This window comes from Micromonospora sp. NPDC000121 (assembly GCF_042899165.1).
Taxonomy (GTDB): domain Bacteria; phylum Actinomycetota; class Actinomycetes; order Mycobacteriales; family Micromonosporaceae; genus Micromonospora.
The window spans coordinates 214,688-235,007 of record NZ_JBIAZP010000009.1 but is presented as its reverse complement, the minus strand read 5'-3'; the positions used below and the strand labels follow the sequence as shown (position 1 = coordinate 235,007).

18 protein-coding genes are annotated in these 20,320 nt (G+C 72.9%); 10 read left to right on the top strand and 8 right to left on the bottom strand.

What is annotated here, in order from left to right:
- Position 1: 1 nt before the first annotated feature.
- Positions 2-970, bottom strand: a complete 969-nt coding sequence (locus ACFY23_RS24335) for a DUF1702 family protein (protein ID WP_350683440.1) — start codon at positions 968-970, stop codon at positions 2-4.
- A gap of 300 nt (positions 971-1,270) precedes the next feature.
- Here ACFY23_RS24335 and ACFY23_RS24330 point away from each other — a divergent pair, with 300 nt between their 5' ends.
- From ACFY23_RS24330 to ACFY23_RS24320, 3 genes are all read left to right on the top strand, one after another.
- Positions 1,271-2,113: an AraC family transcriptional regulator gene (locus ACFY23_RS24330; protein WP_350683439.1), complete on the top strand. Its 843-nt coding sequence runs from the start codon at positions 1,271-1,273 to the stop codon at positions 2,111-2,113.
- 118 nt (positions 2,114-2,231) lie between these two features.
- Positions 2,232-3,551 carry a nucleotide sugar dehydrogenase gene (locus ACFY23_RS24325; protein ID WP_350683464.1) on the top strand — a complete coding sequence of 440 codons (1,320 nt, stop codon included), beginning with the start codon at positions 2,232-2,234 and terminating at the stop codon, positions 3,549-3,551.
- Positions 3,552-3,557: 6 nt separating this feature from the next.
- Entirely contained in the window at positions 3,558-4,547 is a 990-nt protein-coding gene (locus tag ACFY23_RS24320) for an NAD(P)-dependent oxidoreductase (RefSeq protein WP_350683437.1), read from the top strand.
- A 219-nt stretch (positions 4,548-4,766) separates the two neighbouring features.
- Here the strand turns inward: ACFY23_RS24320 and ACFY23_RS24315 are convergent, their stop codons facing one another.
- Positions 4,767-5,504 (bottom strand): class I SAM-dependent methyltransferase, encoded by a 738-nt coding sequence (locus ACFY23_RS24315; RefSeq protein ID WP_350683435.1) that lies wholly within the window; start codon positions 5,502-5,504, stop codon positions 4,767-4,769.
- Positions 5,505-5,614: 110 nt separating this feature from the next.
- Here ACFY23_RS24315 and ACFY23_RS24310 point away from each other — a divergent pair, with 110 nt between their 5' ends.
- Complete coding sequence (locus tag ACFY23_RS24310; RefSeq protein WP_350683433.1) at positions 5,615-6,007, top strand: helix-turn-helix transcriptional regulator; 393 nt, start codon at positions 5,615-5,617, stop codon at positions 6,005-6,007.
- 57 nt (positions 6,008-6,064) lie between these two features.
- Here the strand turns inward: ACFY23_RS24310 and ACFY23_RS24305 are convergent, their stop codons facing one another.
- Positions 6,065-7,252 carry a glycosyltransferase gene (locus tag ACFY23_RS24305; protein WP_350683431.1) on the bottom strand — a complete coding sequence of 396 codons (1,188 nt, stop codon included), beginning with the start codon at positions 7,250-7,252 and terminating at the stop codon, positions 6,065-6,067.
- Between the two features lie 205 nt (positions 7,253-7,457).
- Here ACFY23_RS24305 and ACFY23_RS24300 point away from each other — a divergent pair, with 205 nt between their 5' ends.
- From ACFY23_RS24300 to ACFY23_RS24290, 3 genes are all read left to right on the top strand, one after another.
- On the top strand, positions 7,458-8,231 hold the full coding sequence (locus ACFY23_RS24300) for a class I SAM-dependent methyltransferase (protein WP_350683429.1): 774 nt from the start codon (positions 7,458-7,460) through the stop codon (positions 8,229-8,231).
- A 179-nt stretch (positions 8,232-8,410) separates the two neighbouring features.
- Positions 8,411-8,956, top strand: coding sequence for an SRPBCC family protein (locus ACFY23_RS24295; protein ID WP_350819321.1), 546 nt, complete (start codon positions 8,411-8,413; stop codon positions 8,954-8,956).
- A gap of 8 nt (positions 8,957-8,964) precedes the next feature.
- Entirely contained in the window at positions 8,965-9,513 is a 549-nt protein-coding gene (locus ACFY23_RS24290; protein WP_350677296.1) for an SRPBCC family protein, read from the top strand.
- A 306-nt stretch (positions 9,514-9,819) separates the two neighbouring features.
- Here the strand turns inward: ACFY23_RS24290 and ACFY23_RS24285 are convergent, their stop codons facing one another.
- The 4 genes from ACFY23_RS24285 to ACFY23_RS24270 form a co-directional block, all read right to left on the bottom strand.
- On the bottom strand, positions 9,820-10,662 hold the full coding sequence (locus ACFY23_RS24285) for an ABC transporter permease (RefSeq protein ID WP_350677294.1): 843 nt from the start codon (positions 10,660-10,662) through the stop codon (positions 9,820-9,822).
- Complete coding sequence (locus ACFY23_RS24280; RefSeq protein ID WP_350677292.1) at positions 10,659-11,645, bottom strand: ATP-binding cassette domain-containing protein; 987 nt, start codon at positions 11,643-11,645, stop codon at positions 10,659-10,661. The genes ACFY23_RS24285 and ACFY23_RS24280 overlap by 4 nt, the downstream gene beginning before the upstream one ends.
- Positions 11,646-11,761: 116 nt before the next feature.
- Positions 11,762-13,468: an ABC transporter substrate-binding protein gene (locus tag ACFY23_RS24275; protein WP_350677289.1), complete on the bottom strand. Its 1,707-nt coding sequence runs from the start codon at positions 13,466-13,468 to the stop codon at positions 11,762-11,764.
- Positions 13,469-13,491: 23 nt separating this feature from the next.
- Positions 13,492-14,490, bottom strand: coding sequence for a methyltransferase (locus tag ACFY23_RS24270; RefSeq protein ID WP_350677286.1), 999 nt, complete (start codon positions 14,488-14,490; stop codon positions 13,492-13,494).
- A gap of 204 nt (positions 14,491-14,694) precedes the next feature.
- Between ACFY23_RS24270 and ACFY23_RS24265 the strand changes: the two genes are divergently transcribed.
- Positions 14,695-16,017, top strand: coding sequence for an aminotransferase class V-fold PLP-dependent enzyme (locus ACFY23_RS24265; protein WP_350677284.1), 1,323 nt, complete (start codon positions 14,695-14,697; stop codon positions 16,015-16,017).
- 13 nt (positions 16,018-16,030) lie between these two features.
- On the opposite strand, the gene ACFY23_RS24260 is transcribed toward ACFY23_RS24265, so the two are convergent.
- Positions 16,031-17,317 (bottom strand): RNA-guided endonuclease TnpB family protein, encoded by a 1,287-nt coding sequence (locus tag ACFY23_RS24260; RefSeq protein ID WP_350677282.1) that lies wholly within the window; start codon positions 17,315-17,317, stop codon positions 16,031-16,033.
- 15 nt (positions 17,318-17,332) lie between these two features.
- On the opposite strand from ACFY23_RS24260, the gene ACFY23_RS24255 reads away from it, so the two are divergent.
- Entirely contained in the window at positions 17,333-19,015 is a 1,683-nt protein-coding gene (locus ACFY23_RS24255) for an ABC transporter substrate-binding protein (RefSeq protein ID WP_350677279.1), read from the top strand.
- Between the two features lie 53 nt (positions 19,016-19,068).
- Positions 19,069-20,259, top strand: a complete 1,191-nt coding sequence (locus tag ACFY23_RS24250; protein WP_350677301.1) for a DUF885 domain-containing protein — start codon at positions 19,069-19,071, stop codon at positions 20,257-20,259.
- Positions 20,260-20,320: the final 61 nt, after the last annotated feature.

The following is a 20,320-nucleotide window of genomic DNA, read 5'->3' as shown; positions in this document are numbered from 1 at the left end:
GTCAGCACCTCCCCAGCGTCACGAACTGCTTGGCGATCCGCTGCCGCCACACCAGGTAGGCCGGCTCCGGCCCGTCCCGGTCGAGGTCGGCCAGCGCGGCCTGGGTGACCGCCGCCGCCTCGGCCGGTGGCGCGCCGCAGAAGACGTCGGTGGCGACCGCGGTGTGCGCGGTGGTCAGCCCGGCGCGCTCCCGGGCCTCCGCCGCGAAGGCGCTGCCCTGGGCCATCGCCGGGGCGTACGCTCCGCCGCGCTCGCGCAGCCGCCGCAGGTCCTCGGGCGGCGCCCCGCCGGCGTACGTGGCGGCCAGCGCCACCCCGCTGTACAGGTCCTCGTGCCGGTCCGGCGGGAAGCCGTCGACGGTGTCGGCGATCCGGTCGGTGTCGGCGCCCTCGACGAACCACAGCGCGCGGCCGATGCCCTGGTCCACGACGCGCCCGGTCCACCGCCCGATCGGGTCGCCGGGCCAGGGCAGCACCTCGTCACGCCGGTGCGACCACACGTACCGCCGGGTGTGGAAGTACGCCTGGTGGAATCCGTAGCCGTCCAGCGCCAGCCAGCCCAGCAGCCGGTCGGCGGGTTGGATCGCGTGCCGACGCCAGCGGGGCAGGCGGGCCATCGCCCAGCCCACCCCGACATGGACCATGTACACGTGCCGGGCGGCCGGCCCGGCCAGGAACCGGGCGATCCGGCGGCCACCGGTCAGCCCGTCCAGGACGGCGAGGCCCATCGCCGCGCCCTCGTACGCGAACCCGCGCAGGTCCGGCGCGACGGTCTCCAGCGCCCCGACGGCCTCGTCCGGGCCCCGGGCGCCGACGGCGTGCCCGTAGCCGGTGAGGAAGTGGGCGCCGACCGACTCCAGCCGCTCGCGGGTCGGCTCGTCCCGGGCGCGGAAGCCCCGGGTCGCGAAGGTGGTCTGGGCCATCCCCGGCGTCAGGGCGTATTGACGAATGGTTCGCCAATTGGCGGGCATGGCGCACTCCTCCCGCAGGTGGGACGCGGTGAATGAGACGACAGTTGACGAGATGTTTCGTCGAAATCCAGCTCCGACGGGAGTCGGCGGATCGCCGTACCGCTACGGACCCATGTTTCACGGGGTTCATCGAATCTGCTTCTCCCAACTTGCTCGGCTGACCCGCAAATGGCGCCGCCAGCCGGTCGCCGAGGCGTTCAAGAAAACGTCAAGGAGAGCTACGCAGACTCCTCTGCGGTGCCCGATCCACTGCCACAGGGAGCTGATGTGAAATCGACGTCTGGCGTTGCCCGGAGCACGATGGAGCAGTCCCGGGAGGCGGCTGCGGCGCGGGCCATCGACTACATGCGCCGGCACCTGTCGGAGCCGCTGCAGCTGGCCGACCTGGCCCGGGTTGTCCCCTTCAGCCCGTTCCACTTCCACCGGCTGTTCCGCGACGTGACCACGATGACCCCGGCCCGCTTCCTCGCCGCGCTGCGGATGGCGGAGGCCCGCCGGATGCTGCTGCACTCCGGCCTGACGGTGACCGCGATCAGCGGCCACGTCGGCTACACGAGCGCGGGGACCTTCACCACCCAGTTCTCCCGGCTGGTCGGCACGTCGCCGGGGCACTTCCGGCAGATGTCCCGGCTGCTGGCCGGCCGGCCCTGCCACGTCCTGGCGGGCTGGCTGCGCAACGCCGTCACGGAGGTCACCCGACCCCGGCTGGTGCTGCACGTGCCCGAGAGCGAGCCCGGCGACCTGGTGCTGGTCGGCCTGCGGGCCGACGGGGAGGCCGCGGACGCGTCGACCACGTGGGCGGTGGCGGCCGACGGCGCGCAGGTCCCGGTGGTGGCGCGGCCGGGCCCGTACCAGGCCCGGGTCGTGCTGGTCCGGGGCGACAGCACGCTGACCCGCGCCCTGGTGGACGAGGAGCCCACCAGCCATCTGGTCGGCACCGCCGAACTGGTGCTGCCCCAGGACGGCTGCGCGGCCGTCCCGGTCACCACCGCGCCGCCGCGGCCGACCGACCCGCCGGCGCTGGCCCTCGGCCCGGTGTGCCGGCTCGTCGAGACGTTCACGCGGCTGGCCGGCCCGTCGGGCCGGCCGGGTCCGGCCTGGTCGGCCGGCCGCACCGCGCTGGCCGCGGCGGCCATCGCGTGACCCGGCGGCACGGGCACCCGCGCGTGTCGGCGACAGGACCACGAGGTCGTGACCAGGAAGGCGGTGCCGGGCCATCATGCCGTTCCTTCCCGACCCGGGCGAACCGTCCCCGCTGAAGGTGGTCATCGCCGGCGCCGGCTACGTCGGCACCTGTCTCGCCGTCACCCTCGCCGGCCGCGGCGCCGAGGTGGTCGCGGTCGACAGCGACCCGGGCACCGTCGCGGACCTGCGGGCCGGCCGGTGCCGGCTGCCCGAGCCCGGCCTGGCCGGCGCCGTCCGGGACCTCGCCGCGACCGGACGGCTGACGGCGAGCACGTCGTACGACCCGGTCGGCGCGGCGGACGTGGTGATCGTGACGGTCGGCACCCCGACCGACGCCGGCCACGAGATGGTCACCGACCAGCTCGTCGCGGCGTGCGAGCAGATCGCCCCGCGGCTGCGCGCCGGGCAACTGGTGATCCTCAAGTCGACGGTCTCCCCGGGCACCACCCGGACCCTCGTCGCGCCCCTGCTGGAGAGCGGCGGGCTGGTGCACGAGCGCGACTTCGGGCTGGCCTTCTGCCCGGAGCGGCTCGCCGAGGGGGTGGCGCTGGCGCAGGTGCGGACGCTGCCGGTGGTGGTGGGTGGGTGCGGCCCGCGCAGCGCCGCCGCGGCCGAACGGTTCTGGCGGTCCGCGCTCGGCGTCGACGTCCGGCAGGTGCCGTCGGCCGAGTCCGCCGAGGTGGTCAAGCTCGCGACCAACTGGTGGATCGACGCGAACGTGGCGATCGCCAACGAACTCGCCCGGTACTGCGCGGTGCTGGGGGTGGACGTCCTCGACGTGATCGGCGCGGCGAACACCCTGCCCAAGGGCAGCAGCATGGTGAACCTGCTGCTGCCGGGGGTGGGTGTCGGCGGCTCCTGCCTGACGAAGGACCCGTGGATGGCGTGGCGGGACGGCCGGGACCGGGGCGTGCCCCTGCGCACGGTCGAGACGGCCCGCGCGGTCAACGACGACATGCCCCGCCACACCGCCGCCGTCATCGCCGACGAGCTGGTCAAGCTGGGACGGGATCGGAACGACACGACGATCGCCGTGCTCGGCGCGGCGTTCAAGAACGACACCGGCGACGTCCGCAACACCCCGGTGCGCGGGGTCGTGGCGGCGCTGCGCGACAGCGGCTTCCGGGTCCGGATCTTCGACCCGCTGGCCGATCCCGCCGAGATCGTCGCCCGGTTCGGCACCGCGCCGGCGGCGAGCCTGGACGAGGCGGTGAGCGGGGCGGGCTGCCTGGCCTTCCTCGCCGGGCACCGCCAGTTCCACGAGCTCGACTTCGGCGCCCTGGCCGAGCGGGTGGACGAGCCCTGCCTGGTCTTCGACGGCCGCATGCACCTCCCGCCGGCGCGCATCCGCGAGCTGCACCGGTTCGGCTTCGCCTACCGCGGCATTGGAAGGTGATCGGAAGTGCCCAGATCCCTGGTCACCGGCGGCTTCGGCTTCGTCGGCAGTCACGTCGTCGAACGGCTGGTCCGCCGGGGTGACGAGGTCGTCGTCTACGACCTCGCCGACCCGCCGCCCGACCTGGAGCACCCGCCGGGCGCGATCCGGCACGTCCGCGGCGACGTCCGGGACGCCGACGGGCTGGCGGCCGCCGCCACCGGCGTGGACGAGGTCTACCACCTCGCGGCGGTCGTCGGCGTCGACCGGTACCTCAGCCGGCCGCTGGACGTGGTCGAGATCAACGTGGACGGCACCCGGAACGCGTTGCGCGCCGCACTGCGCGCCGGTGCCCGGGTCGTGGTGTCCAGCACCAGCGAGGTGTACGGGCGCAATCCGCGGGTGCCGTGGCGGGAGGACGACGACCGGGTGCTCGGCAGCACGGCGACGGACCGGTGGTCGTACTCGACGAGCAAGGCGGCGGCCGAGCACCTGGCCTTCGCCTTCCACCGGCAGGAGGGCCTGCCGGTGACGGTGCTGCGGTACTTCAACGTCTACGGCCCACGCCAGCGCCCGGCGTACGTCCTCAGCCGCACCGTCGCCCGCCTGCTGCGGGGCGTTCCGCCCGTGGTGTACGACGACGGCCGCCAGACGCGGTGCTTCACCTGGATCGACGAGGCGGCCGAGGCGACCCTGCTGGCCGCCGCCCACCCGCGGGCCGTCGGCGAGTGTTTCAACATCGGCAGCAGCGTGGAGACCACCGTCGCCGAGGCGGTCCGGCTGGCCGGCACGGTGGCCGGGGTGCCGGTGGCGGCCCAGACCGCGGACACCGGAGCCGGGCTCGGCGCCCGCTACCAGGACATTCCCCGCCGCGTACCGGACTGCGGCAAGGCCGCCGCGCTGCTGGACTGGCGGGCCCGGGTGCCGCTGGTGACCGGCCTGCGCCGGACCGTCGAGTGGGCCCGCCGCAACCCGTGGTGGACCGCCCAGGCCGACGACGGACTGGTCGTCAGGTAGGCGGGCCCGGTGCGCCGATCCGACTGGACCGGACACGTTCCGATTCATGCGTGAACAGTTCCCGAAATTGGGACAAGGGTCCGGGCCAGCATTTCCCGGCATCTGACAAATAGACCGTTGTGGACGAGGCACCGCCCGGGACGTGATGCCGCGACTATCGGCCTACCGACTTTATGACCGGCCCGGAAAGATCCTGAGGAGATCCACTCGACGGGACGGTCAAACCATTGTCGGGGTGGCGTGTCCACCGGTACGCGTCGCCACGAAAAGGCCCCGGCCGGTCAGCCAGCCCTCGACGTACGCGGACTCGCAGCCGGCAGCGGCGAACGCCGCGTCGTACTCCTCGCGGGTGAACATGGTGAGCAGGCCGACCTGGCTGAACTCCCGGATCCCGGCGGCGTCGCCGACGAGCCAGCGCTCCTCCATCCGCGTCACCCGTCCCTGCCGGGTGGACCGCGACACCCGCGCCACCGTGCGGCCCTCCTCGCGCACCAGGTCGCCGCCGACGTACCCGTCGATGAACCGCTCCGGGAACCACCACGGTTCGAGCACCAGCACGCCGCCCGGCGCCAGGTGGGCCGACATCGCGGCCACGGCCGCCCGCATCTCGGCCACCGTGCCGAGGAAGTTGACCGCGGTGAACAGGCAGGTCACCGCGTCGAACGTGACGCCAAGGTCGAACGTCCGCATGTCCCCGGCGTGCAGGCGCACCCCGGGCAGCCGGTGTCGGGCGAGCGCCAGCATCGCCGGGGCCAGTTCGAGCCCCTCCACGTGGGGGAAGCGGGTCGCGAAGGTCTCGAGGTGCGCGCCGGTGCCGCAGCCGACGTCGAGCAGCCGGGCGGCGTCGGGGCGGGCGGCCCGGATCCGGTCGGCCACGTCCGCCGCCTCGTCGTGCCAGCTCTTGCCGCGGCCGCGGTAGGCGGCCTCGTACACCTCGGCGTGCTCCGGTCCGAACATCTCTCCCCCTGCTGCGCGGCCGCCCGGTCCACCGGCCGCCGCGGCGGTGCCGACGGTGTGACCGACCGAACCTGCGGCTTCTATAACTCCGGTCTGATATTGTCGTACCCGTGCACGCGTTCGACATCCTGGGCGACCCCGTCCGCCGGCGCATCATCGAGCTGCTGGCGGACGGCGAGCTGTCGGCCGGCGAGGTCGGTGCGGTCGTGCAGCGCGAGTTCGGCATCTCCCAGCCCGGCGTCTCCCAGCACCTGCGGGTGCTGCGCGAGAACGGCTTCGCCACCGTCCGCCCGCAGGGCACGCGGCGGCTCTACGCGGTCGACCCCGCCCCGCTGCAGGAGCTCGACCGGTGGCTGGAGCGCTACCGGCGATTCTGGAACCAGCGCCTCGACGCCCTGGGCACGGAGATCGCGCGCGGTCGCGCCCGCCAGGGCGAGGGCCGCGCCGGCGGGTCCGAGGGGCGACCACCTCGCCGCCGCGCGGCCGCCGACGGCCAGGACTGAGCGGTCCGGGCCGCCGGCGACGGTACGGGCGACCGCCTACGGCAGACGTAGCGCCGGTCAGCCCGCGCTCCTGGAGGCGAAGCCCGGCAGCAGGCGGACGACCTCGTCGGGGCCCGGCATGGCCGCGATCTCGGCCGCCACGGCCCGCGCCCCGGCCCGGTAGCTCTCCTCGGCCAACAGGCGCTTCGCGGCGCCCGACACCGAGTCGGGGCTGATGTTGTCGGGCAGCAGGTGGTCACCGGCGCCGGCCTGCGCCACCGCCTGCGCGTTGGCGAACGAGTCCCCCGCCCACGGGAAGGACAGCTGCGGCACGCCGGCGCCCAGTGCGCCGAGCGTAGTGCCGCTGCCCCCGTGGTGCACCACCAGGTCGACGTGGGGCAGCAGGGCCGCCTGCGGCACCCACGACTCGAGCCGTACGTTTGCCGGCACCTCGCCCAGTCCGCTGACGTCGAGGGACGGGCCGCTGGCGACCAGGACGTCGGCGTCGAGGCCGGCGAGCCCGTCGATCGCCGCCCGCAGCACCTCGACGGTGCCGCCGCTGGACGTGCCGAGCGTCAGGTAGACCAGCGGGCGGGCCGTGTCGCGCGAGGACAGCCAGGCCGGGAGGTCACCCTGCTCGGCGAAGGGCACCGGGCGCAGCTCGTGGCGCCGCGGGCGGGCCCGGAACTCCGGCTCCTGCAGCGACGGCGGGAAGATGTCGATGAAGGGGTTGCCGAAGCCGTCGATGCGCCCGGGCGGCAGGTCGAGGCCGAGCCGCTGGGCCAGCCCCCGCACCTCCTCCTCGATGGACCGGGTCAGGTCGTCCGGCGTGTCCCGGCCGACCCCGTGGCAGATGGTCGGGATGCCCGCCTTCAGGGCGGCCAGGCCGGCGCCGTAGTTGCTGATCTCCTGCACCACGAGGTCGGGTCGCAACCGTTCGATCACCGGCTGGAGCTCGTCGAAGACGCGCTGCGGGATGACCCGCCCGAACACGATCTGCGGCAGCTCACTGAGCTGCTCGGGGGTCAGCCCCTCGGGGCTGTCGGTGTCGAAGCGGATCCGCAGCGCCGCCAGGAACCCGTCGAAGACCGGCATCCCGGTCGCGACCGGCTCGAAGCCCAGCTTCCGCAGGGTGCCCGCGAAGCCCTCGCCGGTGGCGAAGGTGACCTCGTGGCCCGCCGCACGGGCGGCCGTGGCCAGTGGCAGCAGGGGGTAGGTGTGGCCATGGGTTCCGAGACTGGCGAACAGCACACGCACGGTGATCACTTGCCTTTCCAGAGTTGGCAGGGGCGACCCGTCTACTTGAGTCATATCTAGCACACGGGTAAGTCGATCTACAGTGGCTCATCTTGCGCAAGTCCCGTACGCGCGCGGTGGCCTGAGAACCATGGTCGACGGCACTGTGTTGTGCCGACCCTACCCCTCCATTACGCTTGAAACTATCAAGTGATCTATGCGATGGAGGCTGCGGATGGACAGCGGCGACGGTCAGGACCTGCGTGCGTTCGTGCACGACTCACCGGAGGAGACGGAGACCACCCAGCGCCTGACGAAGCTCTTGACCAACTCTCCGATCCCCACGGAGGAACTGGTCAACAACCTCCCCCTGTTCCTGCGCCGCCACCAGATGACCGATCTGCTCTCGATGGACGCGCTCTACCGTCAGGTCCTCGACGTGCCGGGCGTGATCATGGAGTTCGGCGTCCGGTTCGGCCGTCACCTCGGCACGTTCGCCGCCCTGCGCGGTGTCTACGAGCCCTACAACCCGCTGCGCCGCATCGTCGGCTTCGACACCTTCACCGGCTTCCCCGACGTCAACGACGTCGACCGCGTCGGCCCCACGGCGTACCAGGGCCGCTTCGCAGTGCCCGGGGGCTATCCGGCGTACCTGAAAGAGGTGCTGGACGCGCACGAGTGCAGCGACTTCTTCGGCCACGTGACGCAGCGCAGCGTGCTCGTCGAGGGGGACGTACGGGAGACGGTGCCGCGCTACCTCGCGGAGAACCCGCAGACCGTCATCGCGCTGGCGTACTTCGACCTCGACCTCTACGAGCCGACGAAGGCCGTCCTGGAGGCGATCCGCCCCTACCTCACCAAGGGCAGCATCGTCGCCTTCGACGAACTCGACAATCCGAAGTGGCCCGGCGAGAACATCGCGATGCGGAAGGTGCTCGGGCTGGACCACGCCCCGCTGCGCCTGCTGCCGGGCCGCCCGGCGCCGGCGTACCTGCGGTGGGGCGACTGACCGGCGACACCTGCCGCGGGGCCCGGGACGGCGACACCCGGCGGGAACCGTGGCGCTCGCCGCGCGATTGACCGGACTACGTATAAACTATAACTTACGTTCGTGCCGACTTATGGAGGAGGATGGGCGGACCCCGTCTGACCCGCCCAGCCTCCGCGCAGCGACAGTGAGGACGAGACATGACTCAGGAGAAGACCGCACCGGCCGCGAAGAGCACGACCACCAAGAGCACCGCCGCGAAGAAGCCGAAGCCCCCGAACTACGACCCGTTCGTCCGGCACAGCGTCACTGTCAAGGCCGACCGCAAGACCGCCTTCAAGACGTTCCTCGAAGGCTTTCCGGAGTGGTGGCCGAACAACTTCCGCACCACCAAGGTCGGGGCCCCGCTGGGCGTCGACAAGAAGGGCGGCCGCTGGTACGAGATCGACGAGCAGGGCGAGGAGCACACCTTCGGCCTGATCCGGAAGGTGGACGAGCCGGACACGCTGGTCATCGGCTGGCGGCTCAACGGCTTCGGCCGGATCGACCCGGACAACTCGAGCGAGTTCACCGTGACCTTCGTGGCCGACGGCCAGAAGAAGACCCGGGTGGACGTCGAGCACACCCACTTCGACCGGATGGGCACCAAGCACGCCAAGCGGGTCCGCAACGGCATGGACAAGGGCTGGCCGACGATCCTCCAGTCGTTCCAGGACAAGATCGACGAGGAAGGGGCGAAGAAGTGAACGGCCCGGTGGCGTCAGGTCAGGCGACGGAGCGTGCCCTCGGCCGGCGCACCATCCCGGCCGGCGAGGCCCGCAGCATCATCATCCGGCAACGGTACGACGCGCCCGTCGACGAGGTCTGGAGCGCCTGCACCGACCCGAACCGCATCAACCGCTGGTTCATCGAGCCCAAGGGCGACCTCCGCGAGGGTGGCAACTTCGCCCTGCAGGGCAACGCCAGCGGCGACATCCTGCGCTGCGAGCCACCGCGCCGGCTCACCATCAGCTGGGTGTACGAGGGCAAGCCGGACAGCGAGGTGGAGCTGCGGCTGAGCGAGGAGGGCGACGGCACCCTGCTGGAGCTGGAGCACGCCACGACCTCGGAGCAGATGCTCGTGGAGGTCGGCGTCGGCTGGGAGATGGCGCTCGACTTCCTCGGTATGTTCATCCGGGGCGACCTGCCGGGCGGCCCGGTCCCGGAGGACGCGGCCGAGGAGTTCGAGCCGAGCCCCGAGATGATGCGGATCTCGCAGGAGCGCGGCGAGGCCTGGGCCGCGCTGGTCCACTCCGGCTCGTAGCCGGGTCGGGAGCTGCTCGACCGACCACGACGCGGCCCCGGACGGACTCATGTCCGTCCGGGGCCGCCGTCCGTCCGCCGACCGCACGGCGGCCACAAGTGGGCAGCCGGCCCCGACACGGTGCGCCGCCACGGCGCCGGTGACCGACACAGCGGGCGGTTACGGCCGCAGCAGCGGTGGCCGGCGCGGCAAAGGCTCCGGGTGCGGCCGGGGCACAGCGCCGACCGGCGGCGGGATGCCGCGACGGCCCCGGGCCTGCCCCTGCGAGGAGAACAGGGGGCACACCGGGGCCGTCGGGGAGGGGTGTCAGCGCTGCTTGCGGCTGTAGAGCCAGATCGTGGGCGGGGCGAGCAGCACGATGAGCACGGCGCAGGTCAGCAGGCCGGCGCCCATCTCCCCCGAGGTCACCGTGCCGTGCATCAGCCCGCGGGTGGCGGTCGCGGCGTGGGTGACGGGGTTCAACTTGACCACCGCCTCCAGCCAGCCCGGCATCGTCTGCGACGGCGCCAGGATGTTGCTGCCGAAGAGGAGCACGAACTGCAGGAGGTTCACCACGCCGGCGGCGGCGGTCGGCTGCGGGATCAGCACCGCGAACAGCATCCACAGCCAGGCGACGCTGAAGGTGAACAGCTGCAGGTAGAGCAGGGCGAGCACCACCCCGGACAGGCCGCCGTCCGGCCGGAAGCCGAGCAGCAGGCCGAGCGACAGCGGCACGATCGAGGTCAGGGCGTACCGGACGGCGTCGCCGGCCATCGCCCCGACCAGTACCGCGGGCTGCCAGATGGGCGTGCTGCGGACCCGGTCGAACATGCCGGTGGCGATGTCCCGGTTCAGCGTCAGGGCGCTCATCATGCTCGACGACACGAGCGAGAGGACGATCACGCCGGGAAGGAAGAACTGCAGGTACTCCCGGGGCGAGCCGGCGATCGCGCCGCCGAGCAGATAGGTGAAGACCAGCGTCAGGATGATCGGGAAGACCACCGCGGTGCCCAGGTGGTCCTGCACGTACCGGAGCTTGATCAGGTTCCGCCAGGCGAAGGTGCGGACGGCGAACAGCGGGCCGGGGCGTGGCGGCCGTTCCGCGCCGGCCACCGATCGGCTGAAGATCTCGGCCGGCAGCGGCCGCACCTCGGTGCTGGGTGTCGTCATGCCCGTACCTCTGCTTCCTCTTCTTCGCTGGCGTCGACCGTCGAGTGACCGGTGAGGGCGAGGAACACCGTGTCGAGCGAGGGCTGGCCGAGCGTGAAGTCGTCGACGTGGATGCCGGCCCGCGCCAGCTCGCCCAGGGCCAGCGCCGCCCGGTCGGGGTCGGTCACCCGCACCGACAGCCGCGCCGGATCGGAGTCGAGGTCGGCGGCGGCGCCGACGGCCTTGGCGAGCAGGGCGCCCGCGTCGGCCCGGCGCTCGGGGTCACGCAGCCGCACGTCGAGCACGCCGGCGGCGCGGCTCGCCTTCAGCTCCGGCGGGGTGCCCTGCGCCACGATGCGGCCGTGGTCGATGAGCGTCAGCTCGTCGGCGAGGTGGTCCGCCTCGTCGAGGTACTGCGTGGTCAGCAGGACGGTGCCCCCGTCCCGGACCAGCGCCCGGATCATCTCCCAGACCTCGCTGCGGCTGCGCGGGTCGAGGCCGGTGGTCGGCTCGTCGAGGAACAGCAGCTCGGGGGTGACCACCATGCTCGCGGCCACGTCGATGCGCCGCCGCTGCCCGCCGGAGAAGGTCTTCACCAGCCGGCCGCCGACCTCGGTGAGGTCGAACGCCTCCATCAACTGCTCCGCCCGCGCGGCCGCGGACGCGTGCCGCAGACCCTGCAGGCGGCCGGCGAGGATCAGGTTCTGCACGCCGGTCATGTCCTCGTCGACGGACATGGTCTGGCCGGTGAGGCCGATGCGGCGCCGGACCTCGGCGGCCTCGCGGACCACGTCGTGCCCCAGCACGGACGCGGTGCCGGAGGTGGGTCGCATCAGCGTGGCGAGCATCTTGATGGCCGTCGTCTTGCCGGCGCCGTTCGGGCCCAGCACCCCGTGGATCGTCCCGGCCCGCACCACCAGGTCCAGTCCGTCGACCGCGCGCGTCTGGCCGAAGACCTTCACCAGATCGCGGGTCTCGATGGCCAAGGCCGGATTGGTTGTCATGCTCACTCCTGTCGCGTCACAGGCGAACTCGGGCAGCTCGATCACGAAGCTCCGTCGGGGCCAAACTACAAGAACCGCTTATATCAGTCAAGGCTGCTATTAGCCGTGGGCCGAATTCAGTCGGGCGGGTCCAGCCAGAGGTTCGCCGCGTCGTACCAGCGGTCCACGTGCGGCAGCGGGATCGCCCCCCGCACCCGGGAACTGGTCAGGTGCTCGATGGTCGGCTCGCAGGCCAGGATCGGCACGATCGCCACGTCCTGCAGCACCTGCCGGTCGACCCGGTGCCACAGCTCCTCCGCCTCGGCCTCCGTCCGGGCGGACAACGCGCGGTCGATCAGCTCGTCGACGAGCGGGTTGTGGTAGCCGCCGTAGTTGGCCGTGCCGACGCCGGTGTTGGACTGGAACATCGGCTGGACGTACGACCGCCCGTTGTTGCCGAACCAGTCCGGCATCCAGGCGGCCGGCGTGATGTCCCACTCCCCCGCCGCCGCGCGGGCCGGGTCCTGGAGGATGCGGTAGTACTCGTCGGTCTGGTCGATCTCGACCAGCCGGACGTCGACGCCGCCCGCGCCCAGGTCCTCGGCGATCGCCTTGGCCACCTGGCCGTGCACCGCGTCGATCCGGTAGATCATGGTGAGCCGCAGCCCGTCGGGGTACCCGGCCTCGGCGAGCAGCTCCCGGCAGCGCGCCCGGTCGCCCCGGTCCCCCGGCGTCGGGTACGGGTCGTACTCGCGGTGGCCGAAGTTGCCCGGCGGGATGGCCGTGTGCGCGGGGCGGGTCACCGTGCCGATGTTCATGTCGTCGAAGAACCGGACGAGCCGCGCCTTGTCGACGGCGTACGCGATCGCCAGCCGGACGGTCCGGTCGCGCAGCGCCCCCCGCTCGTGCGGGCTGTGCAGGTTGAACGCCAGGTAGGGGTTCAGCGCCCAGCCGAGGTTCCGGTCGGCCGCCGTACGCCGGCGGGGCCTGCCCACGGCGGCGCCCCACGACAGGTCGGCCGCCCCGCTCTCGATCTCGGCGCGGACCCGCTCGTCGCTCACCCTCGCCATCCGCACCTCGATACGGTCCACGTAGCGGCGGCGGATCGGGTCTGCGTCGGCCCGCCAGGCGGGGTTGTGGTCCATGGTCAGGTGGCTGCCCCGGGCGTAGCCGGTGATCCGGTACGGCCCGTTGGAGCGGACCAGCCGCGCGAAGTCCGGACCGTCCGGGACGAGGTCGTCGAACTCCCGGGGCGCGGCGGAGGCGAACGGCATCGCCAGCAGGTTGAGCATGTCGTTGGCGGGGCGCAGCAGCTCGATCACCAGGGTCCGGTCGTCCTTGGCCCACAGCCCGCTGATCTCGTGGCCGTTCTGGTAGTCGGCCAGCTCGGCGGCGGTGGGCGTACGCCCGGCGAAGCGCGCGCGGTAGCCCTCGGCGAACTCCGCCATGCCGGCGATGGTGCTCGTGTAGTAGGCGATGGCGCCGGCCCCGGCGACCGGGTTGGCCATCCGCTTGAAGCCGCGCACGAAGTCCCCCGCGGTCACCGGCCGCGGCGGGGCGGTGTCCCACCGGACCCCGTCGCGCAGGCGGATCGTGTACGTGCGGCCGTCCTCGCTGAGCCCGCCATTGTCCACCGTGGGCAACTCGGCGGCCACGTCGGGCACCGGCACCAGCGCGGCGGCGTCCTCCGTGGTCGGGTAGCTGAACAGCTGCCGGGCGAAGAGCCGGATGACCTGGTGGGAGAAGGCGTAGTACGCGGCGGCGGGGTCCAGGTGGTCGAGGCCACCGGGCCCGTAGTAGCGCAGCGTGCCGCCGTGGCGAGGCTGCTGGTCGTGGTCCGGCACGGGTCTGCGGCCCCTTCCCTGGGTCAGGCCGGCACGCCGACCGCGATGGACATGACCGACGAGGTGCCGACGACCCGGTCCAGGCGCAGCCCGGCCGCGGTGAACAACGGCTCCAGCTCGGCGGCGGTGCGTTCCTGGCCGGTGCGCGCGGCGAGCATCATGAAGTCCATCTCCTTGCTCTGGTGCGCGTCGTTGCCCTCGGGGACGACCGCGTCGATCACGAGCACCCGGCCGTGCGCGGGCATGACCCGGCGGCAGTTCGTCAGGATCCGGACGCTGTCCTCGTCGCCCCAGTTGTGCAGGATGCGCTTGAGCACGTGCACGTCGGCGTGGGGCACCTCGCGGAGGAAGTCGCCCTCGACAACCTTCCAGCGCCCCGCCACGTCCGGGGCGTCCAGCCGGTGCCGGGCGACCACCTCCGCGCGGTCCAGCAGCACGCCCTGCAGGCCGGGGTGCTCGCGTAGGACGGTGAGCAGGAAGCCGCCCCGGCCGCCGCCGACGTCCGCCACGGTGCCGGTGGCGGGGAAGTCACCGGCGCGGGCGAGAATGAGGTGCTCCGCCGCGCTGACCGTTTCCATGCCCTCGTAGTAGAGCGCCTCGACCTCGGCGTCGCCGTCGAAGTAGGCGTCCAGCGAGCTACCGAAGATGTCGGCGAAGGCGGGTCGCTCCGGCCCCAGCGCGCTCGCCACCCGGTGACTCATCGTCCAGAACATCGTGTCGGTGAACATGAGGATGCCGGCCCGCGCGGGCACCGGCGAGTCCGACCGCAGCGCCGCGCCCTTGTCGGTCAGCGCGAACCGGCCGTCGGACTCGCGGACCACGTCGCGGACCGCCAGCAGGCGCAGCACCCGGCGGAGCGCGTCCGCGTCGGTGCCCGTCGCGGCGGCCAGCTCGGCGGGCGTACGGGGGCCGTCGACCAGGTGGTCGGCGACGCCGACGGCGGCGGCGGCCCGCAGGGCTGCCGCGTACGTGTAGCCCATCGCCTCCTCGTAGAGGGCCAGCGCCGACTGCAACCTGTCCATGTCCCCTCCGGCCCGTGATGGCGGACGCTGCCGCTGCACTGTGTCGAATGCTATACCCGAGTCAAGTGCCTGTCAGGTGCAGCGGGAGTCAGGAGCGCAACTTGCGCAATAGTCCCGACCACATCCACTTGAGAAAGTGATTGCAGTTCCCGGCCCGGATCGCCGCCGAGCTCCGGGCCCGCCGTCGGCTACGAAGGGATCACCGTGAGCCGTACCGTGGAGTCCCCTGGCCCGGCCACCGTGTCGGCGTCACCGGCGCAGAGTCCGCTGCGCACCGCGTCCTGGGCCCGCATCCGCGAGCTGTTCGCCCTGGACCCGACGACCGTGCACCTCAACACGGGGACGGTCGGCGCCATGCCGTACGAGGTGCTGGACACCGTGGACCGGGTGACCCGCCAGTGGACCGGCGGCCTGCTCGACGTCTACCGCCCGGCGATGTTCACCGAGTACCGGGACGCCATCGCGAAGACGTTCGGCGTGGACGGCGACGAGATCGTGATCTGCCACAACGCCACCGAGGGGGTCGCCCGGGTCATCCACGGCCTCGACCTGCGCGAGGGCGACGAGGTGGTGACGACCACGCACGAGTGCTACTCCGTGCTGTCCAACTTCAACCTGCTGCGCAACCGGTTCGGGGTGGTGCTGAAGACCGTCACCCCGCCGTCCGGCCACGAGGTGCGCGCGGAGGAGATCGTCGAGCTGGTCGAGGCCGCCATCACGCCCCGGACGAAGGTGCTCTCGTTCGCCGCGATCACCCTCTTCACCGGGACGATGTTCCCCATCCGGCAGCTCTGCGAGCTGGCGCACCGGCACGGGCTGACCACCGTCATCGACGGCGCGCTGATCCCCGGCATGCTCGACTGCGACCTGCGCGCGACCGGGGCGGACTTCATCACCTGCTCCGGGTCGAAGTTCCAGTGCGGCCCGCTCGGCACCGGCCTGATCTACGTCCGCAACAAGGTCGTCCCCGAGCACAACCCCCTGCCGCTGCCCACGTTCTGGCCGCTCATCTCGACCTGGTACCCGATGATGGGCAGCCCGCCGCCGCGGACCAGCACCGCCGTGGAGAGCTACAACATGGGCGACTTCCTGCAGAGCGCCGGCAGCGCCAACCTGGCGCGGGGCGCCGCCCTGGCCCGGGCCTTCGAGCTGTGGGACGACATCGGCCGCGACCGCATCGAGGCGTACATCATGGACCTCGCCGAGTACGCCCGCGGCCGGCTCATCGACGCGTTCGGCGTCGAGGCCATGTACTCCCCCGGCGCCGACCCGCGGCTGCGCTCGCCGCTGCTCGCGTTCAACCCGTTCCGGCGGCCGGAGGACGCCTGGAACATCAAGAAGTTCATCGGCTTCGTCAAGCGCCTGGAGACCGAGCACCGGATCTGGACCCGCTGGACGGAGTTCGACGTGCCCGGCTCCCCGCACCAGCACTACGCGGCGCGCATCACCACGCACCTGTTCAACACCCGGGAAGAGATCGACCACACCGTACGGACGATGGTCCGCCTGGCCGAGGAGATGTCTTGACATCCTCCCTCGCCTAAAGGCGGGGGAGTCCGACCCTCGCGGGTTGGGGTTCCTGGTTCACCGCAGACCGCACGGAAGGAGGTCCTTCGTGTCTGACGTCCGCTCCGCAGGCGTTTTTCGTCTCGGCCAGCCCGGCCGCGACGGTGATGTTCTTGGCTGCGTTGACGTCCCGGTCATGCCGGGTGCCGCAACTCGGACACGTCCAGTGGCGTGTGCCGAGGGAGAGTGTGGCGAGCAGGTGCCCGCACGCCGAGCAGGTCTTCGACGACGGGTACCAGCGGTCCACCACCGCGAGGGTGCGGCCGTCGCGGTGCGCCTTGTAGGTGAGCAGGGTGCGGAACTCGGCCCAGCCGGTACGCGAGATCGCTTTGGCCAGGGAGTGGTTGCGGACCATGTTCGCCACGGCCAGGTCCTCCACGGCGATGGCGGCGAACCGGCGCACCAGGGCGGTGGACTGCTGGTGGAGGAAGTCCCGGCGGGCGTCGCGCACCTGCGAATGCGCTCGGGCGACCATTCGTTTGGCTTTGGCGCGGTTGGCGGAGCCCTTCTGTCGGCGGGCCATTATCCGCTGATACCGCTTGAGTCGGCGTTCCCGCCGTTCCATGTGCTTCGGGTGGGGGATGCGTTCGCCGGTGGACAGCACCGCGAAGTCGGTCAGGCCGAGGTCCACGCCCACCGCCTCGCCGGTGGGTTCGGGTGCGGCGGGTGTGTCGACGTCGACGGCGAAGGTCACGAACCAGCGGCCGTCCGGGTCACGCGACACCGTCACCATCGTCGGATCCAACCCCGCCGGATCCACGTTCGGCAACGACCACACGAACCGCAGCACCCCGGGTGTCTTTCCCAACGACAGGTTCCCGCTGCGGAGGCGGAACGCCGACCGGGTGTAACTGGCGGACTGGCGGCCGTGTCGGGACTTGTAGCGCGGGTACCGGGCCCGCTTGGCGAAGAAGGCGGTCATGGCGGTGTGCTGGTGCCGCAGGGTCTGCTGCAACGGCACCGACGACACCTCACCCAGATACGCCAGGTCGGGCTGCTTCTTCATCTCCGTCAACGCCCGATCGGTCTCCGCGTAGGAGGTGGATCTCCGTTCGGTGTGCCAGCGGGCGTGACGGGCGGCGAGCGTGCGGTTCCAGACGACACGTACACACCCGAACGTGCGGTTCAGCACCGCCGCCTGCTCCGGGGTCGGGTACGCCCGACACCTGTACGCCGTCCGCACAGGACCAGCCCTACCAGAAAGGACAGTCGTGGCTGACAACGCATCCGCCGTTCGTCCCCGCCCTGAAGGACGTGGCATCCTGGCGGTGATCCGGTGACGCAGGCGCGCAGTGCAACGACGACGAACGACACCCGGCTGCGGGGCACCCTGCGGCTGCTCGGGCCCGCCGCCGTCCACCAGGCGGACCCGGCCGCCGCCTGGTCGCCGGCCGAGCGCCAGTTGCTGCGGCTGTGCACCCGGCAGCTGATCAGCTACCGCCCGGAACCCGACCCGGGCGACTGGCGCGCCCTCGCGCCGGTCGCCGACCTGGCCACCGACGTCCCCTCGACCTACAACGCCGGCCTGGGCGCCAGCCACCGCAGCTACGTGGTGCACCTGCGCCCCGGGGTGCTCTGGGACACGCCGACCCCCCGCCCGGTGACGGCGCACGACGTCGTACGCGGCTTCAAGCGGCTGGCCAACCCGCTCACCCGACACCCCGCGCTGGCGTACTTCCGGGGCACCCTGCGGGGCATGGGCCGGTACTGCGACGAGTACGCGGCGGCGGTCGCCGGCCACCCGGTCACCGCGGCGCTGCTCGCCGGCTTCCAGGACGCCCACGAGATCCCCGGCGTGTTCGCCGTCGACGACGAGACGGTGGTCTTCGAGCTGGACCGTCCGGCGCTGGACTTCGTCGACATGCTGGCGCAGAGCGGCGCCTCCCCGGCCCCGGTGGAGTACGACGCACACCTGCCGGGAAGCGCCGGCCTGCACGAGCACCTGGTCGCCAACGGCCCGTACCGCGTCGTGTCGTGGCGCCCCGGGGGCACCATCCGGCTGGAGCCGAACCCGGCGTGGCGGGCGGAGACCGACCCGATCCGCGAGCGGCGGTTCGACGCCGTCGAGTTCCGCGTCGCCATGGGCGGGCCGCGCGAACTGGCCGACCGGCTCGCCGCCGACGACGCCGACCTGCCGTGGGGCGTGCCGATCGGCCCGGTGCCCGGTCAGCGGCTCGACCCGTGCCTGGTGTTCAACCTGCGCGACCCCGCCAACCCGGCCGTCGCCGACGCCGCGGTGCGCCGGGTCGTCGCCGGGGCGGTCGACCGGGCGGCGCTGGTGCGCATCGCCCGGGCCGCCGACCCGTGGTCCGAGGTCCGCGCCGCGCACACCGTCGTGCCGCCCGGCAACGACGGGCACCGGCAGCCCGACCCGCTCACCGACCCGATTCCCGACGCCGACGCGGACCCGCGCGAGCGGCTCGCCGCCGCGGGGCACCCGGACGGGCTCACCCTGACCGCGGTGCACCCCGACACGGCCGAGGACCTGGCGCTGGCCCGCTCGTGGGCGGCCGACCTCGGCGCCGCCGGCATCGACGTACGCCTGGTCGCGCTCGACGACGCCAACCACCGGGCCCTGCTCGCCGCCACGGGCGACGCGCCCGGCCTGCGATGGGACCTGGCGACCGCCACGTTCACCGCGCCGTGGGCCTACGGCAACGCCCGGGTGTTCCTGCAACCGCTGGTCGGCGAGGGACCCGGCAACCCCGGCGGCTACCGCGACCCCGGGGTTGACCGGGTGGTCGAGCGCGCGCTGGACGCGGCCGACCCGCGCGAGGCGGTCGCCCTGTGGCAGGAGGTGGAGCGGCGGCTGCTCGCCGACGCCGCGGTCGTACCCCTGCTGTTCCGGCGGGCCACGGACGCCGCGCCGCGCGGGCCCCGGGTGCGGCGCGCGACCGCCCTGCCGGCGCTCGCCGGCCTGCCCGACCTCGCCGACGTGCGGCTCGGGGTGGACCGGTGACCGGTGCCGCCGCCGACGCGGTGGTCGCCGACTACCTCGCGCTCGGGCTGCGGATGGGTCGGCTCGTCGAGGGCTACGTCGACTGCTGGTTCGGCGACCGGGCCCTCGCCGAGCGGGTCGCCGCGGAGCCGGCGCCGGACCCGGCGGAGCTGGCCGGACAGGCCCGCGACCTGCTGCGCCGCCTGGGCGACGCGGACCTCGACGCGGAGCGGCGGCGGTTCCTCGCCGCGCAGCTGACCGCGGTGGAGTGCGCGGCCCGGCGGGCGGCGGGTGAGCAGATCGGCTTCCTGGCCGAGGTGGAGACCTACTTCGACGTCGAGGTGCGCCTCGGCGACCCGGACCGGTACGCCGCCGCGCACGACGCCATCGACGCGCTGCTGCCGGGCACCGGCCCGCTGATGGACAAGGTCGAGGCGTTCTACGCCCGCAACGTGGTGCCGCCGGAGCGGCTGGGCCACGCCGTGCGGGCCGTCGCCGACGCGCTGCGCGCCCGTGCCCGGCCGATGCTCGGGCTGCCCGAGGCCGAGCGGGTCGACATCGAGGTGGTCCGCGACCGGCCGTGGAACGCGTTCAACCGGTACCACGGCGGCTTCCGTTCCACGGTGACGCTGAACGAGACGGCCGGCCGGACCATCGCCGTGCTGCCGCTGATGGCCACCCACGAGGCGTACCCGGGCCACCACACCGAGCACTGCCTCAAGGAGGCCGGGCTGGTGCTCGACCGGGGCTGGGACGAGCACCGCATCGCCCTGGTCAACACCCCGCAGTGCCTGGTGGCGGAGGGCACCGCCGAGCACGCCGCGGCGGCGCTGCTCGGGCCCGGCTGGGGACGGTGGACCACCGAGGTGCTGGCCGGCGAGGGGGTGCCCGTCGAGGGCGACCTCGTCGAGCGGATGGTGGGGCTCGTCAACGAGCTGATGCCGGCCCGGCAGGACGCGGCGATCCTGCTGCACGACCGGGGGGCGTCGATCGACGACGCGGTGGAGCACCTGCACCGGTGGCTGCTGCTGCCGCGGGACCGGGCCGAGCAGATCGCCACCTTCCTGACCGACCCGCTGTGGCGGGCCTACTCCGTGACGTACATCGAGGGGGCCCGGCTGGTCGGCGGGTGGCTCGCCGCCCGGCCGGCCGGCGAGCCGCTCGTCGCGCGGTACCGCACCCTGCTGGCGGAGCAGCTCCTTCCCGCGCAGCTCCGCGACGGCACGGTCCCCGCGGGCGCGCCGCCCGTGCCCGCGGCCCGCTGAGCGCCCGCCCCACCGACCGCCGCCGCGCCGCCCCCGCCCACCGGGGCGCTCCCGTGCGCGG